This window comes from Amycolatopsis sp. NPDC039088 (genome assembly GCF_055598845.1).
Map to the genome: position 1 here is coordinate 1 of NZ_JBVKAE010000021.1, position 17,685 is coordinate 17,685.

Genomic DNA, 17,685 nt, shown 5'->3' on the forward strand with positions numbered 1-17,685 from the left:
GGTGTCCCCTGTGGACAGTCAAGGAGGCCCCACTGTCTCAGTGGGGAGTCCTTGATTGCGACCAGTCCGCGAAGGTCTCCTTCGCTACCTTCAGGTCAGGGTCTCGGCAAAGTCGCAGAGTTGCTGGTCAGTGCGGCTCTTGGTGGTCCGGATGTGGCATCGCTGATGCCTGTGGGGTGCGAGTGTGGAGGATTGGGGACGGTGAAGGTCCCAAATCCTCCACACTCGAGGTGCACCGGGTTCAGGGGCATGCCCCTGAAGTTCTGTTGATCAAGCTTCGCAACCGGGGTGAAGGGTCCCGACTTTGCCGGGACCCTGACCTTGAGAGTAGGAAAGGAGACCTTCGCGGACGGGCAGTCAGAGGGCGGCGAAGGTGGCGAAGTCCGCTTCGGTCTGGTCCGCGTACCGCATCGCGTAAGCCCCGATCGCCTCGTCGAGGTCTTCGTCGTCCTCGAAGTACCCCGCCAGCATCTGCGGATGCAGCGACCGCGCGTGCGCCCGCGCCAGCAGCGCGCCTGCCAGGCGACCGTAGTCGTCGAGGTGGTCCTTCTTCAGTTCCGCGGGATCGATGTCGCCCTTGAGGTTCCGGAACTGCCGCACGATGTACGGAATGCCGTCGATGGTCGTCCAGCCGAGCAGGATGTCGGTTTCGGCCTGCACAAGCCGGGCGCCTTCGACGATCCGGCGGCCCTCGTGTTCCGGCGAAGCCAGCCCGAGATAGGGCGACAGCGCCGACGGGTTGGCCTGTTTCACTTGCAGGACAAGGTCTTCGCCGGAGTTGCCGTGCAGCAGCGCGACGTAGCTGCGCAACCCGACGCTGCCGGTGCCGACCACGCGGAAGGCCACATCGGACACCCGGTACCGCGAGATCAGCGTCCGCCGCGACTCACGCAAGGTGTCCACATAGGACACCAGTCCGGTGATCACGGCTTCGGCCGTCGCGTCGTCGACGTGGGTGAGGACCGGCGGGTCTTCCACGAACCGGTGCCGTTCGAGGCCGGTACGGTGGTCGTCGATGCGCCGGGTCCACTTCGCGGTGACCTTCGCGCTGGTGTTCTTCCGCGCCTTCTCGGCCGCTTCCTCGAAGTCGTCGATCAGGTCGTGCGCTTTGACCCTGCTCAGCACCGACGCGTCCGGCAGCGCGTTCCACGAGCGCAGGAACGGCAGTTCCGCGAGCCCCCGGATGGTGCGCCGGTAGGACTTCACCGCGTCCTCGGCGGCCTCGCGGCAGCCCGACTCGCCGATACCGCCCTCACGTCCGGCCAGCACGAGACTCGCGGCGAGCCGTTTGAGGTCCCACTCCCACGGTCCGGGCACGGACTCGTCGAAATCGTTGATGTCCATCACGATCTGGCCTTCGGGCGTGCCGTAGAGCCCGAAGTTCGCCGCGTGCGCGTCTCCGCAGAGCTGCGCCGTCAGCCCGGACGCGGGCGTTCCCGCCAGATCCGCGGCCATCAGCCCGGCCGCGCCCCGGTAGAAGGTGAACGGCGACGCGAGCATGCGCTCGCGCCGCAGTTCCACCAGTTCCGGCAGACGGCCTTCGTTGCTCCGCGCGAAGAACTCCGCCACGCCGGGCCGGTCGGCGCTCGCCGCCGCGTGGTCGTGCGCGGACGTCGGCGCCTTGTCCCGCAGAGCCTTACCCCTCGCGAACCAGTCCTCCGGCGACACCGTCTCGGTGCCGACCAGCGGCCGCTCCACCCACTCCCGCTCGTCTCCCATGGACAGCCAACGTACCGGCCGCCCGAAAGGTTCACCGGGTCCCGACGACCTCCGTGATCGCGTCGATACCGCGGTCGAGTTCCTCACGGGTGATCACCAGCGGCGGCGCGATCCGCAGCGTGTGGTCGTGCGTCTCCTTGCACAGCACGCCGCGTTCGGCCAGCGCCGTGGACGCCTCCCGGCCGGTCGGGCCGCCGGGCGCGATGTCGATACCCGCCCAGAGCCCGCGCCCGCGGACCTCGGCCAGCCCGTCGCCGACCAGTTCGCCGAGCCGCGCGTGCAGGTGGGCGCCCAGTTCCCGCGAGCGCTCCTGGAACTCGCCGGTCTTCAGCAGCCCGACCACGGCCCGCCCGATCGCGCAGGCGACCGGGTTCCCGCCGAAGGTGGAACCGTGCTCGCCCGGCCGCAGCACGCCCAGCACGTCCTTGCCGCCGACGACGGCCGACACCGGCATGATCCCGCCGCCGAGCGCCTTGCCCAGGGTGTAGACGTCGGCGCGCACGCCTTCGTGGTCGAGCGCGAGGACGGTGCCGGTGCGCGCGAGACCGGACTGGATCTCGTCGGCGATCAGCAGGACGTTGTGCTCGTCGCAGAGCCGCCGCGCTTCGGCGAAGTAGCCGGCGGGCGGCACGATCACGCCCGCCTCGCCCTGCACCGGCTCCAGCAGGATCGCGGCGGTCCGCTCGGTGATGGCGTCCCGCAGCGCGTTCGCGTCGCCGTACTTGACCGTGACGAAGCCCGGCGTGAACGGGCCGAAGTCGGCACGCGCCGTCTCGTCGGTGGAGAAGGACACGATGGTCGTCGTGCGGCCGTGGAAGTTCGACCCGGCGACGACGATCTCGGCGGTCCCGTCGGGGACGCCCTTGACCCGGTAGGCCCACTTCCGGGCGATCTTCACCGCGGACTCGACGGCCTCCGCGCCGGAGTTCATCGGCAGCGTCATCTCGGTGCCGGTCAGCTCCGCGAGTTCCCGGCAGAAGAGCCCGAGCTGGTCGTGGTGGAAGGCGCGCGAGGTCAGCGTGACCCGGCCGAACTGCTCGATCGCGGCGGCGATGAGCCCGGGGTGGCGGTGCCCGAAGTTCAGCGCGGAGTAGCCGGAAAGGAAGTCGAGGTAGGTCTTGCCCTCGACGTCGGTGACCGAAGCGCCCTCGGCGGTGGCGATCACCACGGGCAGGGGGTGGTAGTTGTGCGTGCTCCACTGCTCGTCGAGCGCGATGAAGTCGGCGGTCGTCATGCGTTCAGGTTAGATGGCCATCCGTCTGCTTTCATCCGGGAAACGTTGCTTTGACCCGTTGTTCGTTGCGTATCGACTCCTTCGAGTGGCGAAATCATGCAGGGAACTACTTGAACACCACAGGCGGGACGGCCCGAGCGCGGTTATCGTCGCCGGATGGCGAAAAAGGACCACCTCTCCGTCCGTGCCGCGCTGAGGATCGGCAAGGGGACCGAGCGGCACGATCCGGGCTCGTTCCCGGTCGGGCCGCACAAGAAGCCGAAGGCGCTCAAGGACCTCGCCGACTCCGGTGACAGGCTCGCCGAGCTGCAGGAGGCCCTTTACGCGGAGGGCGTCGGCGGAGGGAACCGCAGCGTGCTGCTGGTCCTGCAGGGGATGGACACCTCCGGCAAGGGCGGCACGGTCGGGCACGTCCTCGGCCTGGTCAACCCGATGGGCGTGCGGTACGCGGGGTTCAAGAAGCCGACCGCGGCCGAGGCGCGCCACCACTACCTGTGGCGGATCCGCAAGCAGCTGCCCGTGCCGGGGCAGGTCGGCGTCTTCGACCGCTCCCACTACGAGGACATCCTGGTCCCGCGGGTGCAGAAGCTGGTCCCCGCCGCCGAGTGGCGCAAGCGCTACGCCGAGATCAACGAGTTCGAGCGGGAACTGACCGACGCGGGCACGACGATCGTGAAGGTGTTCCTCGACATCTCGCCGAAAGAACAGCTGAAGCGGCTCAAGGCGAGGCTGGAGACCCCGGCGAAGTGGTGGAAGTACAACCCCGCCGACCTCGACGCGCGGGCACAGTGGAACGACTACCAAAAGGCCTACGCCGACATCTTCGCCAAGACCTCCACCCCGGCGGCGCCCTGGTACGCCGTCCCCGCGGACCACAAGTGGTACCGCAACTGGCTGGTCGCGCGGCTGCTGATCGAGACGATCGAGGAGATGGACCCGAAGTTCCCCAAGGCGGGCTTCGATCCCGTGTCGGAATTGAAGAAGCTGGAAGGCGTTGGCGTACCGGGATGAGTGTCTGAGAGAGTGCGGACGTGACCGACACCAGCCTCGAAGATCTCCCGTTCCTCCGTCGTCAGGCCCGCACCCAGCGCTTCACCCTCGGCGCGCCGAAAGAGTTCAAGGTCGCCCCGGACGCTTCCCGCATCCTGTTCCTGCGGACCGAGTCCGGCACCGACCCGCGGCACAGCCTGTGGTCGTTCGACGTCGCTTCGGGCGACGAGACGAAGCTGGTCGACGCGGCCGAACTGCTGCCTGGTGAAGAGGACCTGCCCGCCGAGGAACGCGCCCGTCGCGAGCGCAGCCGGGAGACCGGCGGGGGTGTGGTCGGCTACGCGGTCGACGACGCCTTCACCGTCGCCGCGTTCTCGCTGTCGGGCAAGCTCCACACCCTCGACCTGACAACCGGCGCGGTGTCCGTGCTGGTGGAGGGTTCGGTCGTCGATCCGCGGCCGAGTCCGGACGGCAGCCGGGTCGCCTACGTCCGTGACCGGCGCCTGCGGGTGATCGACCGGGCCACCGGCGAGGACCGCCTGGTCGTCGAGGAAGAGGGCGAAGACGTCGCCTGGGGTCTCGCGGAGTTCATCGCGGCCGAGGAGATGGGCCGCACCCGGGGCTATTGGTGGTCCCCGGACGGGAAGAGCCTGCTGGTCGAGCGGTCCGACCGGGCGGCCGTGCCGCGCTGGACGATCGCCGACCCGGCCAACCCGCAGTCGGCGGCCAACGTCGTCGCGTACCCGGCGGCGGGGACGGAGAACGCCGACGTGACGCTGGCGATCATCGGGCTCGACGGCTCGCGGGTCGACGTCGCGAAGACGGACTGGGAGTACCTGGCCGCGGTGCACTGGTCGGCGGCGGGCAAGCCGCTGCTGTCGGTCCAGTCGCGAGACCAGCGACGGCTCGAGATCCAGGCCGTCGACCCGGCGGACGGTTCGGTCGAGGTACTGCACACCGAGACCGACGAGCACTGGGTCGAGCTCGTCGCGGGCGTTCCGGCGTGGACGACCGACGGTCGCCTGGTGCGCGAGAGCGCCGCCGACGGCGACCACCGGCTGATCGTCGACGGGGCAGCGGTCACCCCGCCGGGACTGCAGGTGCGCCAGATCCTGCACGTCGGCGCCGAGGTGCTGTTCAGCGCGTCGGAGGCCGACCCGACACAGATCCACGTCTTCCGCACCGAAGGCGGCGAGCTCCGTCGTCTGTCCACTGAGGACGGTGTGCATGTCGGCGCCGGAACCGCTTCGCTGGCCGTGCTGTCCTCGTGGAGCCTGGAGCGCAGCGGGCCGGTGGTGACCGTCGTATCCGGTGAGAAGACCGTGGCGCGGATCGGCTCCTACACCGTGGATCCCGACGTCGTGCCGAATCTGACCTGGCTGACGCTGGGGGAGCGGGGGCTGCGCGCCGCGCTGCTGCTGCCGACCGGATACGAGGAGAGCGAAGGCAAGCTCCCGGTGCTGCTCGACCCGTACGGCGGCCCGCACGCCCAGCGTGTCCTGCAGACTCGCAACGCCTTCCTGACCCCGCAATGGCTGGCGAACCAGGGCTTCGCGGTGCTGGTCGCCGACGGGCGGGGCACGCCGGGCCGGGGCGCGGGGTGGGAGAAGGAGATCGCGGGCAAACTCGCCGACGTCACCCTCGCCGACCAGGTCGACGCCCTGCAGGCGGCGGCCGCGCTCCATCCGGAACTGGACACCGAGCGGGTCGCGATCCGCGGCTGGTCCTATGGCGGCTACCTGTCCGCGCTGGCCGTCCTGCGGCGCCCCGACGTCTTCCACGCCGGTGTCGCGGGCGCTCCGGTGACCGACTGGTCGCTGTACGACACGCACTACACCGAGCGCTACCTCGGGCTGCCGCAGGAAGAAACCGCTTCGTACGAGCACAACTCCCTGATCGCCGACGCCGGTGACCTGTCCAGGGCGTTGCTGATCGTGCACGGCCTCGCCGACGACAACGTTTTCGTCGCCCACTCGTTGCGCCTGTCGTCGGCACTGCTGGCCAAGGGACGCCCGCACGTGTTCCTGCCGCTGGCCGGTGCGACGCATATGACGCCGCAAGCCGAAGAGGTGGCGGAGAACCTGATGCGCACGCAGGTGGACTGGATCGTGTGCGAGCTGTCCGGTGACGCGGCGAAGAGCGAGGAGAACGCATGAAACGGTGGGGCATCACCATTCCGCTGACCGGGGTGCCGCTCGCGGCGCACAAGGAGCTGGTCGAGCAGCTGCCCGATCTCGGCTACACCGACGCGTGGTCGGCCGAGACGGCGGGCAACGACGCCTTCACCCCGCTGGTGCTGGCCTCGCAGTGGGCACCGCGGCTGCGGCTGGGCACCGCGATCGTGCCGGTGTACACCCGGGGGCCCGGTCTTCTGGCGATGAGCGCGGCCACCGTCGCGGAACTGGCGCCCGGCCGGTTCGTCCTCGGCATCGGGGCGTCGTCGCCGGTGATCGTGAAGAACTGGAACGCCGCCGAGTTCGAAGCCCCGTTCGCGCGATCACGGGACACCTTGCGGTTCCTGCGCTCGGCGCTGGCCGGGGAGAAGGTCACCGAGGAATACGAGTCCTTCTCCGTCAGCAAGTTCCGGCTGGAGCGCCCCGCAGACCCGCCGCCGTCGATCATGCTCGCCGCGCTGCGGCCGGGCATGCTGCGGCTGGCCGCGCGGGAGGCCGACGGTGCCATCACCAACTGGCTCGCGGCCTCCGACGTGCCCAAGGTACGCAAGGAGATCGGGCCGGACGCCGAACTGGCCGCACGGATCTTCGTCTGCCCCACCGAGGACAAGGCCGCCGCGCGCGGGCTCGGCCGGATGCTCATCTCGAGCTACCTGACCGTGCCGGTGTACGCGGCGTTCCACGACTGGCTCGGCCGGGGTGAGGCGCTCGCGCCGATGCACGAGGCGTGGGCCGCGGGCGACCGGCAGAAGGCCAACCAGGTCATCCCGGACGAGGTCGTCGACGAGCTGATCGTCCACGGCAGCCTCGATTCCTGCCGCGAGCAGGTGCAGTCCTATGTGGACAACGGGCTGACGACGCCGATCATCGCGCTGCTGCCGACGGGTGAGGATCCGTTCGCTCAGGTGCGGGGTCTGGCTCCGCGGTAGGTGCCTGGGCGCGTGTCATGAGGGGTCCCCATAGGACAAAATTTGTCCTATGGGGACCCCTCATGACACCCCTGGGGCACTCAGGCGACGTTGAACAGCTCGTCGAACCTGGACACCATCATGTGCGCACCCTTGATCTCCGACGTCGTCGCCGCGTCCAGGACGCCCACCTCCTCCGCGTAGGTCGCGCCGCCGGAAGGACCGAGCGGCAGCGAGACCATCGGCCCGCCGGGCGTGTGGGTCCGCAGTTCGCCGCCCTCGATCAGCGCCCGGATGTTGGCGACGACGACCTCCGCGTGGTCACCGGCCACCTTCGCCAGTTTCCCCTCCGGCAGCGCGGTGATGTCGCCGAGCGCGAACACCCGCTCCTGCCCGGGAAGCCGCAGGTCGGCGGTCACGGCCACCTGTCCGTTCGCCTGCCGGGCGGCGGCGAGGTCGCCGTCGAGGTACGCCGTGTGCGGCGTGCCCCCGAAGCACTGGAACCACAGGTCGGCGGTCACCTCGCCGCCGGAGGTCAGCGCGGCGGTGAACGTCTTGGCCTGTCCCGGTTCCGAGACCGGTGACTCGGTCAGCGAAGTGCCGAGCAGGAGTTCGACGCCCAGTTCGTCGAGCTGACGGCGGATTTCGGCGCGGAACTCGTCCGGGAAGCCCGGCAGGATCCCCTCCGCCGGGTCGACGATCGTCACGGCCTTCTCCGGCCACACCGACTTGATCTCACCCGCCAGTTCCAGTCCCACCGGGCCCGCGCCGAGCAGCAGGACCTTCTCCGCGCCCGCGAGTTCTTCCCGCGTGGCATGGATCTTCGCCTTCGCCGAAGCACTGTCCCCGAAATCGATCTTCGCCGGGAACGGGTACGCCGAGCCGGTCGCCAGCACGATGTAGTCCGGGGTGAGCCGTTCGCCCGACCTGAGCGTGACGCCGTCCTGGTCCACGCTCACCGCGCGGTCGCGGAGCACTCGTCCGCGTTCGAGGAGCCGGTCGTAGGAGTAGAAGAGCCGGTCCGTCCACTCGGGATCGACGAGCCCGCGCAACGCGGCGACGTGGTGGACGAAGTCTTCGCGCGGCTCGACGAGGACGACGTCGGCGAACGAGTCCAGTTCCTTGGCGACGGTGGTTCCGCCGTATCCCCCGCCGATGACGGCCACGGTCGTGGTCATGAGATCCCCTAGTTCGTAGTACGGAATGTTGGTACTGCGAACTACAGTAGTTCGTACTCCGAACGATCGTCAAGTAGACTGCTTCCATGACCACGGTCGAACACCTCGGATTCGCGACAGCGCTGGTCCGGCTCTCTCATCTGGTGCAGCGGGCGTTCATCGACGTCGGCCGTTCGCACGACCTCACGCCGCAGCAGGCGCAGCTGCTCTGCGTGCTGGCGCAGGGGGAGTCCGGCGTCGGGATGACCGAGCTCGGCCGGATGCTGAACCTGGAGAAGTCCAGCGTCACCGGCCTGGTGGACCGGGTGCAGCGGCGCGACCTCGTCGAGCGGGTCGCGGACGCCGGCGACCGCCGCGCGCTGAAGATCACGTTGACCGAGGAGGGGCTCCGGCTCGCGAACGCCGCTCACGAAGGCGTTGTCGAGAAGCTGGAGGAGATGGCTTCCGATCTCCCGGTCGAACAGCGCGAGGCGATCGCGGCGGCCGTGTGGCGGATGGCGCCCGAAGACTGATCAGGGCCAGAATGCGGCGGCCAGCACCAAGCCGGCCGTCGCGGCGCCGATCCCGGCGGACACGGTGAGACCGACGTTCAGCACGGCGCGCAGCCGCGCTTTCCCGGTGAACAGGCGCAGCGTTTCGTACCCGAAGGTCGAGAACGTCGTGAGCCCGCCGCAGAACCCGACGGCCAGTAGCGAGCGGACCGCGTCCGGCTGGCCGCCGCGCAGCGCCCAGCCGGTAAGGAAACCGAGGATCGCCGAGCCGACGACGTTGACCGCCAGTGTGCCCCACGGGAACGCGCCGCCCAGTCGCGCGCGCATCCGCAGATCGGTCAGGTAACGCAGGATCGCCCCGGTGCCGCCACCGAGCGCGACGAAAAGAACGGTCATTTCACCACCGCACGGGTGATCTCGTGTCCGGCGTAGACCGCGATCAGTGCGGCGGCCACGGTGCCGAGCGCGTAGGCCAATCCGGTGAACGGACGCCCCGCCGTCACAAGGTCGAGTGTTTCCGTCGCGTAAGTCGAAAACGTGGTGTAACCGCCCAGGATCCCGACGCCGAGGAACGGGCGCAGCAGCCGGTGCGGGTCGGCCGTCGCGGTCAGCAGTGCCATCAGAACACCGATCAGCAGGCAGCCGGAAACGTTGATGGCGAAGGTGGAAAGCGCGAACTGACCCCGAGAATGGGGGAGTGCGACCGACAGGCCGTAGCGCGCCAGACTGCCCAGCGCGCCGCCCGCGCCGATGGCCGCGAGCACGTCCCAGCGCGGGCGCGGGACGAATGCCGGATCAGCCATGGATGGCAGCTTAGAACCGCTGTCCGGGTGAACCGGCGTCACGGTGTCGAAGATCGCTCACAAGGCCGTTTTTCCCTGCTGAGCGGTGAATTTTCGCCCCACGTGTCGTAGGCTTGGCGGCGCTCCAGGCCGATTTTCGGTCCGTCCGCTCGTCTAAGTGAAGGTGGCAGGATGGCACAGGAACAGTCAGGTACGCAGGCTCCCGACAGCGGTTTGCTGATCGAGGTGGAGAAGATCCCGACAGCGGTGGATCGCGGGAAGGCCAACGGCGCCGCCGCGGACAACGACGGTAACGACGGCTGAGTGCCCGAAACGCCGACGCTGGCTGACCTCGTGGCTCCGCTCGGGGTCAGCCAGTTCTTCCAAGAAGTCCAGGGCGAGACCTACCGCCGTTTCGAAGGCCGTGCGGGCCGGTTCGCCGACCTGCTGCCGTGGCCGTCGCTGAACGCGATCCTCCGGCAGCACCGACTGGAGTTCCCGCGGCTGCGCCTGGCGCTCGACGGGACGCCGGTCCCCATGGAGAGCTACACCGATCTCGTCCCCACCCGCCGCAGTGGCACCGTCCCCCGGCTGCAGGCCGCTCCGTTCACCGAGCACCTCCGCGGCGGCGCGACGATGGTGCTCGACGCCATCCAGGAACTCAGCGATCCGATCGGCGACCTCGCCAGGAGTCTCGAACACGACCTCCGCGAGAGCGTCCAGGTCAACCTGTACGCGGGCTGGGGCGTGACCCACGGCTTCGACGTGCACTGGGACGACCACGACGCCTTCATCATCCAGGTCGCCGGCCGCAAACGCTGGCGGATGCACGGCCCGACCAGGCCCGCTCCGCTGCATCGCGACGTCGAACAGCCCGAGCGGCCCGGTGAGCCGATCGACGACTTCATCCTCGAAGACGGCGACGTCCTCTATGTCCCGCGCGGGCACTGGCACGACGTCACCGCGGTGGGGGAGATGTCGCTGCATCTCACGCTCGGTTTCAGTCCGGCCACGGGGATCGACCTGGTGTCCTGGCTCGCCGACAAGCTGCGGGCGAGCACTGTGTTCCGACAGGACCTCCCGAGGTTCGGGACGGCGGAGGACCGGGCGGCCCGCGCCACCGCGCTGCGCGAAGAACTGGAAGCCGTGCTCACCGAGGGCGTCGTCGACCGGTTCCTCGCCGATCGCGACGCGTCGGCCCCGGCGCATCCGCGGATCGGCCTGCCCTGGGCGGCGACCACCGGCCTGCTGCCGGACGGCGACGAGACCGAGGTCCGGTTCCTCGTCCCGAGGGCGGTGCTCGAAGAAGGCGACGGCCGGGTGACGCTGCTCGCGGACGGTAAACGGTTCGTTTTCGCGGAAGCCGCCGCCCCGGTGCTGAAGGCGCTGCTCGACGGCACTCCTCAGGCCGTCAAACGACTCGCCGAACTGTCGGAACTCGATCGGGGGACCGTGCGGACCTTCCTCGGTGAGCTCACGGCGCAGGGACTTCTTTCGATCAGTTGAAAGTCACAAGGGATGAGAAGTGTGAAGGGAGGGTGGACGGGGTAAGCTAAGGCATGCCTAAGGTCAAGTCCGGAGGGGTCAGCCGATGACCGCTCAGCTCTCGGACACACCAGCGCCGCCCGCCGCGTTGCCGGGCTGCGCGACCGTCGCGCGCATGCTGGGCGCGAACCCCGCCGGCACCGCGGCCGACATGCGCTGCTGGCTGCTGATCGAGCAGCCGGGCCCGTGGACGGCGGACGCGCTGGAAGACCTCCTCGACGAGGCGTTCCCCGCCGAGCGGCGTGAGCTGCTCGAGAAGTTGAGACGCTCGCACGGCCTCCGTCCGCTGCTGATCCGCCGTCCCGGCAAGCATCAGCGCGACCCGGATCGCCCTCGCCTGGTGTACGTCGGCGGTGGCGAGCCGGGCAACCGCTGGCTGGAGCGCCTGGAGATCCGTGACCTGAGCGAACTGGCCGACCTGGACCTCGAAGCCGTCGCGGACGGTGCCGGCGGGCTCGGCACGCGGGTACCCGGGCCGCTGTTCCTGGTCTGCACGCACGGCACCAAGGACATGTGCTGCGCGGTGCTCGGCCGCCCGCTGGCCTCGGCACTCAACACCAACCACCCCGGCCGGTCCTGGGAGGTCAGCCACGTCGGTGGCGACCGCTGGGCAGGCAACCTCCTCGTGGTCCCCGACGGTTTCCTGCACGGCCAGCTCAATCCGGCCGAGGCGGCGCTGGTCGCCAAGTCCGCGCTGCGCGGGCAGGTCGAACCGGAGCAGCTGCGCGGCCGGACCTCCGCGCCCTCGGCGTGGTCGCAGTTCGCGGAGATCGCGATCCGTCGGCAGACCAATCTGTCCGGTTTGGACGATGTGATCGCCGTCCAGGAGGAGCCACTGCTCGAATCCGACGCGCGACTGGTCACCGTGCGCGGCGGCGAGGACTTCTACTCGGTGACGGTGCGCCGCCGGTCGGCGACGCCGCGCGGCGAGAGCCGGTGCGCTGGGCTCATCCAGCCCGCCGGGTATGTCACGGAGAACATCGCGCAGCTCTAGCCCGCGCTGCTTCCCACGCGCTTCGTCCTCTGGATGCGGTACTTGCACGCGCAACTACCGCGTTCAGAGGACGAAACGCGGGAAAGATCACCCTCGTTCGAACACCTGTTTGACACTCGTCTAGAACATGTGTTCGACTGGCCGGGTGCGATGGGATCGACAGCGGGCGGACGGCGGCGAGCCGGTCCTGCCCGGAATGAGCGGGCTGGGGCGGCCGGTGCGCTCACCCGAATTCGACGGCGTCACCTTTCACGAGGTGCACGCCAAATCCGTGCTGAACAAGGTGCCGGAGGGTTCCGGTGTCCCGTTCGGCTGGACGGTGAACCCGTACCGTGGCTGCTCCCACGCGTGTACGTACTGCCTCGAAGGCGGGACGCCGGTCCTGATGGCCGACGGCCGGACGAAACCGCTGGCGGAGCTGGCGCCCGGTGACGAGATCTACGGGACCCGCGGACGCGGGGCGGGGCGGCGGCTGGTGCCGACGACCGTCCTCGCGCACTGGTCGACGCTCAAACCGGCCTACCGCCTGACCCTCGACGACGACACGTCCATCGTGGCCAGCGGCGACCACCGGTTCCTCACCGGACGCGGGTGGAAGCACGTCACGGGCACCCGGTGGGGCGCGGCGCAGCGGCCGCATCTGATCGGGGGCACCGAACTCGTCGGCGTCGGGAAGCTGGCCCGCACGCCGGACGACACCATCGGATACCGCGCCGGGTACCTCTGCGGGATGCTGCGGTCCGGCGGCTTCTCGGCCGAAAAGGACGCCGCCGATCGCGCGCTCAGATACCTGCCCGACTTCGGGGCGTCGGTCGGGTTCGTCCAGGTGCCGCCGTCGCCGGATTCCCATTGGCAGCGCGGATTCCTGGCCGGGCTGTTCGACCTCGCCGGCGGATACCGGCACGGCGCGCTGCGGGTCACCCATGACGAAGGCGACATCGTCTCGACCTTCTGCGCCGCCCTCGACAACTTCGGTTTCCGTTACGTGAAGACCGAAAACGTCAAGTTCCGTCCGTTGTGGACGGTTCAGCTGCTCGGCGGCCCGGCCGAGGAGATGCGCTTCTTCCATCTCGCCGATCCCGCCGTCGGCTGGAAACGGTCGCTCGACGGCCTCGCGATCGGCCGGACCAGGCGGAAGGTGTCGTCCATCGAGGAGCTCGGCATCGAACTGCCGCTGTTCGACATCACCACCGGCACCGGCGACTTCATCGCCGACGGCATGGTCACGCACAACTGCTTCGCCCGGAACACCCACACGTACCTGGATCTCGACGCCGGACGCGATTTCGACACCCAGGTGATCGTGAAGGTCAACGCGCCCGAAGTGCTGACCGCGCAGCTGCGGCAGCCGAGCTGGACGCGCGAGCACGTCGCCATGGGCACGAACACCGATCCGTATCAGCGCGCCGAAGGCCGGTACAAGCTGATGCCGCGCATCATCACCGCACTCGCGGATTCGGGCACGCCACTGTCCATCCTGACCAAGGGGACCGTGCTGGCCAGGGATCTGCCGTTGCTGGAATCGGTGTCGAAGGACGTGCCCACCGGGCTGGCGATCTCACTCGCGCTGCTGGACGAGGAGCTGCAACACCGCCTCGAACCGGGGACGCCGAGCCCGCGGGCGCGACTCGACCTGATCCGCAAGGCGCGGGACGCCGGGCTCCCGTGTTCGGTGCTGGTCGCCCCCGTGTTGCCCTACCTGACCGACTCGGTGGAGGCGCTCGACGCCTTGTTCGCGCGGCTGGCCGACGCCGGCGCCACCCGGGTCACCGTCATCCCGTTGCATCTGCGGCCGGGCGCGCGGGAATGGTTCGCGCGCTGGCTTGGCCGGGAACATCCGGAGCTCGTGCCGAAATACCGCGAGCTGTACGCGCGCGGCGCGTATCTCCCGAAGGCCTATCGGGAGCGGCTGGGGACGCGCGTCGGTCCGTTGCTGCGCCGTCACGGCTTCGGTTCCCGCGCGGACGACGACGAACGCGGTCCGGTGACGGTTCCCGTGCAGCGCGCGGAGGAGGCCGCCGTCCCGGAGGTGGAGCAACTGAAACTGCTGTGAGGCCGCAAGTCCGCGCCCGCAGGGTCGTGAGTGGCGATTCGGGTTCTATTGAGGGGAAAGGCAAACGTGTCGTGGTGTGGGGCCGGTGTCGGTCCTGTGTACGCGTTCTTCTGGTAGTGAAGGCCTCCTTGCCTACTCTGACGGTAGTGAAGGAGGCTTTCGCTACCGTCGGATGTGATCCTTGGTGACGGCGGGGCGGCTGTCGCCTCGGCGGCCGGTCGTGAAGTACATGAAGGTCCCCTTCCTTGCGCCTAGCGCCAGGGTCCCGGCAGAGTCGCATAAGTGCTGGTCGGCTGCACCTCTATAGCGGGACAAGACGAACGCGTCGTGGTGGACACGGCGGGAGCGGGCCCACGCAAGGGGCCTCACCCGGGTCCGGACTGTCCATAAGGGTCACTTTTCGAGACGAAAATGCCCGATTTGGGCATCTTGCACGGTTTCGCGTGGCTGGATGGATGGCGCGCGTGATCAGACGGAGGACACGTGTGACTGGATGGATGACACGCCGGAGCGGCAGGTTTCGTCGCGTGTTCTCCGTTCACTCACGCGTACCCTCCGTCGGATCACGCGTGCCGCCCGATGGCAGGCACCTAAGACACAAGTAGCCCTCACCCGAACCGCCACTCACGCCATTCCTCCGAAACCGCACCTATAGCCCCACGGCATCCAGAATCAGGCCTGCACTACCTCGGCTCGCCCTTGATCAACGGAAGATCAGGGACATTGAGCGTCCCCGATCTTCCGTTGATCAAGCTCTACCTCGACCGCTAGGCGCAAGGAAGGGGGCCTTCATGTACTTCGTTAAGGCGTGACTCGCGTGCCCGGATGCCGCACTCCCGCCCGAGACACGACACGTTCGCCTTACCCCTCAATAACCCGGATCGCCACTCACGACCAACTCGACCGACCCCCGACCCGCAATGTGAAAATTCTTACGCGGCAACGGATTCGGCCGTTCGGCGCAGTCGCTTGGCGGAAAGCCTTTTCGTGCCTAATCTCGGAGGGACGAAGGCGAGGAGGTGCCTGTTGACCACCCGGACGGATCGCACCGCCGCTGTTCGCATCGCCTGGGCGGCGACCAAGCTGACCAGGGCGGGAAGGCACCCCATCGCCATCGGCAGACTCGCCGCGACCGTCGGCTTCGATCCCGGTGAGGCACACCGGCTGATGGAGCTGATGGGGTTCGACATCCGCGACGGCCTGGTCATCATGGACCGCGGCGCGCGTCCCGGCACGGCGGATCGCGCGGGATCGGATCGCTACCGCGTCGACCTGTTCCTGCTGGCCATCGCGACGGGCGAACCCGTGCACGCGGACGCGACCTGCCCGGCGACGGGCGCGCGTGTGCGCGTCCACTTCACCCGTGACAGGGTGCTGAGCGTCGATCCACCGCACGCCGTCGTCGCCGCGTCGAGGCTGCCCGGAATCGACCTCACCCTCGGCCCGGACTACGTCGAGGCGCTGGTCTGCACGCAGTTCTTCGCCTCGAAGGAGGCGGCCGCGGGCTGGTTGCTGGAGAACATCGACGGCCGGGTCCTGTCCGTGCCCGACTATCTGGCGCACGCGCGGCGGATGGTCGCCGCGCTGGAGTCCTGGCCGACGATCTGAGAACACCTGGTCGCGAGGCATCAGGGGCGATTCGTTAGCCTTTGACGTCGGCGCAGCGCAGTCGAACCGCGGCGCCGTCGAATCGCAGAAACGTGATGCCGAAGGAGAGCACCCGCAGTGCTTCGCACCCACAAAGCCGGCACCTTGCGTGCCGAGCACGCCGGTCAGACGGTCACCCTCACCGGATGGGTGGCTCGGCGGCGCGATCACGGCGGCGTCATCTTCATCGATCTGCGTGACGCCAGCGGCGTGAGCCAGGTCGTCTTCCGCGAGGGCGAGATGGCCGAGCGCGCGCACCAGCTGCGCTCCGAGTACTGCGTCCGCATCACCGGCGAGGTGTCGAAGCGCCCCGAGGGCAACGCCAACACCGAGATCCCCACCGGCGAGATCGAGGTGCTGGCCACCGAACTCGAGGTCCTGTCCGAGGCCGCCGTGCTGCCGTTCCCGATCGACGACCGCGTCGACGTCGGCGAGGAGGTGCGCCTCAAGCACCGCTACCTCGACCTGCGCCGCAGCGGGCCCGCCGCGGCGATGCGGCTGCGCAGCGAGGTCAACCGGGCCGCCCGCGAGGTCCTGCACGCGCAGGACTTCGTCGAGGTCGAGACCCCGACCATGACCCGCTCCACCCCCGAGGGCGCCCGCGACTTCCTGGTCCCGGCCCGCCTCAAGCCCGGCTCCTGGTACGCGCTCCCGCAGTCGCCGCAGCTGTTCAAGCAGTTGCTCATGGTCGGCGGGCTCGAGCGGTACTACCAGATCGCGCGCTGCTACCGGGACGAGGACTTCCGCGCCGACCGGCAGCCGGAGTTCACCCAGCTCGACATCGAGATGAGCTTCGTCGAGCAGGACGACGTCATCGCGCTCGGCGAGGACATCGTGACGGCGCTGTGGAAGCTGGTCGGCGCCGAGATCCCGCGGCCGTTCCAGCGCATCACCTACGCCGAGGCGATGGAGAAGTACGGTTCGGACAAGCCGGACCTGCGTTTCGACCTCCAGCTCACCGACATGACGGCGTTCTTCGCCGACACCCCGTTCCGCGTGTTCCAGGCGCCGTACGTCGGCGCCGTCGTGATGGCGGGCGGGGCCGACCAGCCGCGCCGCACCCTCGACGCCTGGCAGGACTTCGCCAAGCAGCGCGGTCACCGTGGCCTCGCCTACATCCTGGTGAACGAGGACGGCACGCTCGGCGGGCCGGTCGCGAAGAACCTGTCGGAGAAGGAGCGGGAGACCGTCGCCGAGGCCGCCGGTGCGAAACCCGGCGACTGCGTCTTCTTCGCCGCCGGCAAGCCCGCCGACGCGCGTTCGCTGCTCGGCGCCACGCGGCTGGAGATCGGCAACCGCCTGGGCCTGATCGACGAGAACGCCTGGTCGTTCGTGTGGGTCGTCGATTTCCCGATGTTCATCTCCGCCGAGGAATCCGACGACGTCGCCGTCGGCAGCGGCAAGTGGAAGGCCCTGCACCACGCCTTCACCTCGCCGACCCCGGAGTGGATCGGCAAGCTCGCCGACGACCCCGGCGGCGCGCTGGCCTACGCCTACGACATCGTCTGCAACGGCAACGAGATCGGCGGCGGCTCGATCCGTATCCACCAGCAGGAACTGCAGAAGCAGGTCTTCGAGCTGATGGGCCTGACCGAGGAGGAGGCGCAGGAGAAGTTCGGCTTCCTGCTCGACGCCTTCGCCTTCGGCCCGCCGCCGCACGGCGGTATCGCGTTCGGCTGGGACCGGATCGTCATGCTGCTGGCCAAGGCCGAATCGCTGCGTGACGTGATCGCGTTCCCGAAGACCGGCGGCGGGTTCGACCCGCTGACCGCCGCACCGGCCCCCATCACGCCGGAGCAGCGCAAGGAAGCGGGCATCGACGCCAAGCCCGCGCCGCCCGCGAAGAACTGATGCTCCATCTCAGAGCCGTGGGGGGGGGGGGGGGGGGGGGGGGGGGGGGGGGGGGGGGGGGGGGGGGGGGGGGGGGGGGGGGGGGAGGGGGGGGGGGGGGAGGGGTGAAGGGGTGGGGC

15 protein-coding genes are annotated in these 17,685 nt (G+C 69.2%); 10 read left to right on the plus strand and 5 right to left on the minus strand.

Translation table 11 applies throughout. The features are described 5' to 3' along the window. Positions 1 to 357 precede the first annotated feature (357 nt). Together ACZ7KI_RS25275 and rocD are read right to left on the minus strand one after the other, a co-directional pair. Complete coding sequence (locus ACZ7KI_RS25275) at positions 358 to 1,719, minus strand: DUF2252 domain-containing protein (RefSeq protein WP_470275561.1); 1,362 nt, start codon at positions 1,717 to 1,719, stop codon at positions 358 to 360. A gap of 31 nt (positions 1,720 to 1,750) precedes the next feature. Continuing rightward, positions 1,751 to 2,953, minus strand: coding sequence for an ornithine--oxo-acid transaminase (rocD, locus tag ACZ7KI_RS25280; protein ID WP_470275562.1), 1,203 nt, complete (start codon positions 2,951 to 2,953; stop codon positions 1,751 to 1,753). A gap of 156 nt (positions 2,954 to 3,109) precedes the next feature. Between rocD and ACZ7KI_RS25285 the strand changes: the two genes are divergently transcribed. From ACZ7KI_RS25285 to ACZ7KI_RS25295, 3 genes are read left to right on the plus strand one after another with little or no spacing between them, the layout of a single operon-like run. Then, positions 3,110 to 3,964, plus strand: coding sequence for a PPK2 family polyphosphate kinase (locus ACZ7KI_RS25285; protein WP_470275563.1), 855 nt, complete (start codon positions 3,110 to 3,112; stop codon positions 3,962 to 3,964). A 20-nt stretch (positions 3,965 to 3,984) separates the two neighbouring features. After that, positions 3,985 to 6,099: a S9 family peptidase gene (locus ACZ7KI_RS25290; RefSeq protein WP_470275564.1), complete on the plus strand. Its 2,115-nt coding sequence runs from the start codon at positions 3,985 to 3,987 to the stop codon at positions 6,097 to 6,099. Beyond that, on the plus strand, positions 6,096 to 7,046 hold the full coding sequence (locus tag ACZ7KI_RS25295; RefSeq protein ID WP_470275565.1) for an LLM class F420-dependent oxidoreductase: 951 nt from the start codon (positions 6,096 to 6,098) through the stop codon (positions 7,044 to 7,046). Before ACZ7KI_RS25290 ends, ACZ7KI_RS25295 begins: the two co-directional genes overlap by 4 nt. A gap of 80 nt (positions 7,047 to 7,126) precedes the next feature. Here ACZ7KI_RS25295 and ACZ7KI_RS25300 read toward each other — a convergent pair whose 3' ends face one another. After that, positions 7,127 to 8,203, minus strand: a complete 1,077-nt coding sequence (locus ACZ7KI_RS25300; protein ID WP_470275566.1) for an NAD(P)/FAD-dependent oxidoreductase — start codon at positions 8,201 to 8,203, stop codon at positions 7,127 to 7,129. An 86-nt stretch (positions 8,204 to 8,289) separates the two neighbouring features. On the opposite strand from ACZ7KI_RS25300, the gene ACZ7KI_RS25305 reads away from it, so the two are divergent. Further along, positions 8,290 to 8,715 carry a MarR family winged helix-turn-helix transcriptional regulator gene (locus ACZ7KI_RS25305; protein WP_470275567.1) on the plus strand — a complete coding sequence of 142 codons (426 nt, stop codon included), beginning with the start codon at positions 8,290 to 8,292 and terminating at the stop codon, positions 8,713 to 8,715. Here ACZ7KI_RS25305 and crcB (ACZ7KI_RS25310) read toward each other — a convergent pair whose 3' ends face one another. After that, complete coding sequence (crcB, locus tag ACZ7KI_RS25310; protein WP_470275568.1) at positions 8,716 to 9,090, minus strand: fluoride efflux transporter CrcB; 375 nt, start codon at positions 9,088 to 9,090, stop codon at positions 8,716 to 8,718. Then, positions 9,087 to 9,497, minus strand: a complete 411-nt coding sequence (gene crcB, locus ACZ7KI_RS25315) for a fluoride efflux transporter CrcB (RefSeq protein ID WP_470275569.1) — start codon at positions 9,495 to 9,497, stop codon at positions 9,087 to 9,089. The genes crcB (ACZ7KI_RS25310) and crcB (ACZ7KI_RS25315) overlap by 4 nt, the downstream gene beginning before the upstream one ends. A gap of 171 nt (positions 9,498 to 9,668) precedes the next feature. On the opposite strand from crcB (ACZ7KI_RS25315), the gene ACZ7KI_RS25320 reads away from it, so the two are divergent. The 6 genes from ACZ7KI_RS25320 to aspS all read left to right on the plus strand — a co-directional run bounded on the left by ACZ7KI_RS25320 (position 9,669) and on the right by aspS (position 17,566). Continuing rightward, entirely contained in the window at positions 9,669 to 9,800 is a 132-nt protein-coding gene (locus tag ACZ7KI_RS25320; protein ID WP_465465969.1) for a hypothetical protein, read from the plus strand. Next, positions 9,801 to 10,982, plus strand: coding sequence for a cupin domain-containing protein (locus tag ACZ7KI_RS25325; protein ID WP_470275570.1), 1,182 nt, complete (start codon positions 9,801 to 9,803; stop codon positions 10,980 to 10,982). 85 nt (positions 10,983 to 11,067) lie between these two features. After that, the gene (locus ACZ7KI_RS25330) at positions 11,068 to 12,015 is read left to right on the plus strand and encodes a sucrase ferredoxin (protein WP_470275571.1); all 948 of its coding nucleotides are present in this window, start codon (positions 11,068 to 11,070) and stop codon (positions 12,013 to 12,015) included. 145 nt (positions 12,016 to 12,160) lie between these two features. After that, positions 12,161 to 14,068 carry an intein-containing Rv2578c family radical SAM protein gene (locus ACZ7KI_RS25335; RefSeq protein ID WP_470275572.1) on the plus strand — a complete coding sequence of 636 codons (1,908 nt, stop codon included), beginning with the start codon at positions 12,161 to 12,163 and terminating at the stop codon, positions 14,066 to 14,068. 1,026 nt (positions 14,069 to 15,094) lie between these two features. After that, positions 15,095 to 15,676 (plus strand): organomercurial lyase, encoded by a 582-nt coding sequence (gene merB, locus ACZ7KI_RS25340; protein ID WP_470275573.1) that lies wholly within the window; start codon positions 15,095 to 15,097, stop codon positions 15,674 to 15,676. 117 nt (positions 15,677 to 15,793) lie between these two features. Beyond that, entirely contained in the window at positions 15,794 to 17,566 is a 1,773-nt protein-coding gene (gene aspS / locus ACZ7KI_RS25345; RefSeq protein WP_470275574.1) for an aspartate--tRNA ligase, read from the plus strand. The last annotated feature ends 119 nt before the right edge of the window (positions 17,567 to 17,685 follow it).

Bases quoted from the DNA above. Each gene is read 5' to 3' on its own strand.
- ACZ7KI_RS25300 (WP_470275566.1), bottom strand. From the start codon at position 8,203: ATGACCACGACCGTGGCCGTCATCGGCGGGGGATACGGCGGAACCACC.
- rocD (WP_470275562.1), bottom strand. From the start codon at position 2,953: ATGACGACCGCCGACTTCATCGCGCTCGACGAGCAGTGGAGCACGCAC.
- ACZ7KI_RS25330 (WP_470275571.1), top strand. From the start codon at position 11,068: ATGACCGCTCAGCTCTCGGACACACCAGCGCCGCCCGCCGCGTTGCCG.
- crcB (WP_470275568.1), bottom strand. From the start codon at position 9,090: ATGACCGTTCTTTTCGTCGCGCTCGGTGGCGGCACCGGGGCGATCCTG.
- crcB (WP_470275569.1), bottom strand. From the start codon at position 9,497: ATGGCTGATCCGGCATTCGTCCCGCGCCCGCGCTGGGACGTGCTCGCG.
- ACZ7KI_RS25275 (WP_470275561.1), bottom strand. From the start codon at position 1,719: ATGGGAGACGAGCGGGAGTGGGTGGAGCGGCCGCTGGTCGGCACCGAG.
- ACZ7KI_RS25285 (WP_470275563.1), top strand. From the start codon at position 3,110: ATGGCGAAAAAGGACCACCTCTCCGTCCGTGCCGCGCTGAGGATCGGC.
- ACZ7KI_RS25295 (WP_470275565.1), top strand. From the start codon at position 6,096: ATGAAACGGTGGGGCATCACCATTCCGCTGACCGGGGTGCCGCTCGCG.
- ACZ7KI_RS25305 (WP_470275567.1), top strand. From the start codon at position 8,290: ATGACCACGGTCGAACACCTCGGATTCGCGACAGCGCTGGTCCGGCTC.
- ACZ7KI_RS25320 (WP_465465969.1), top strand. From the start codon at position 9,669: ATGGCACAGGAACAGTCAGGTACGCAGGCTCCCGACAGCGGTTTGCTG.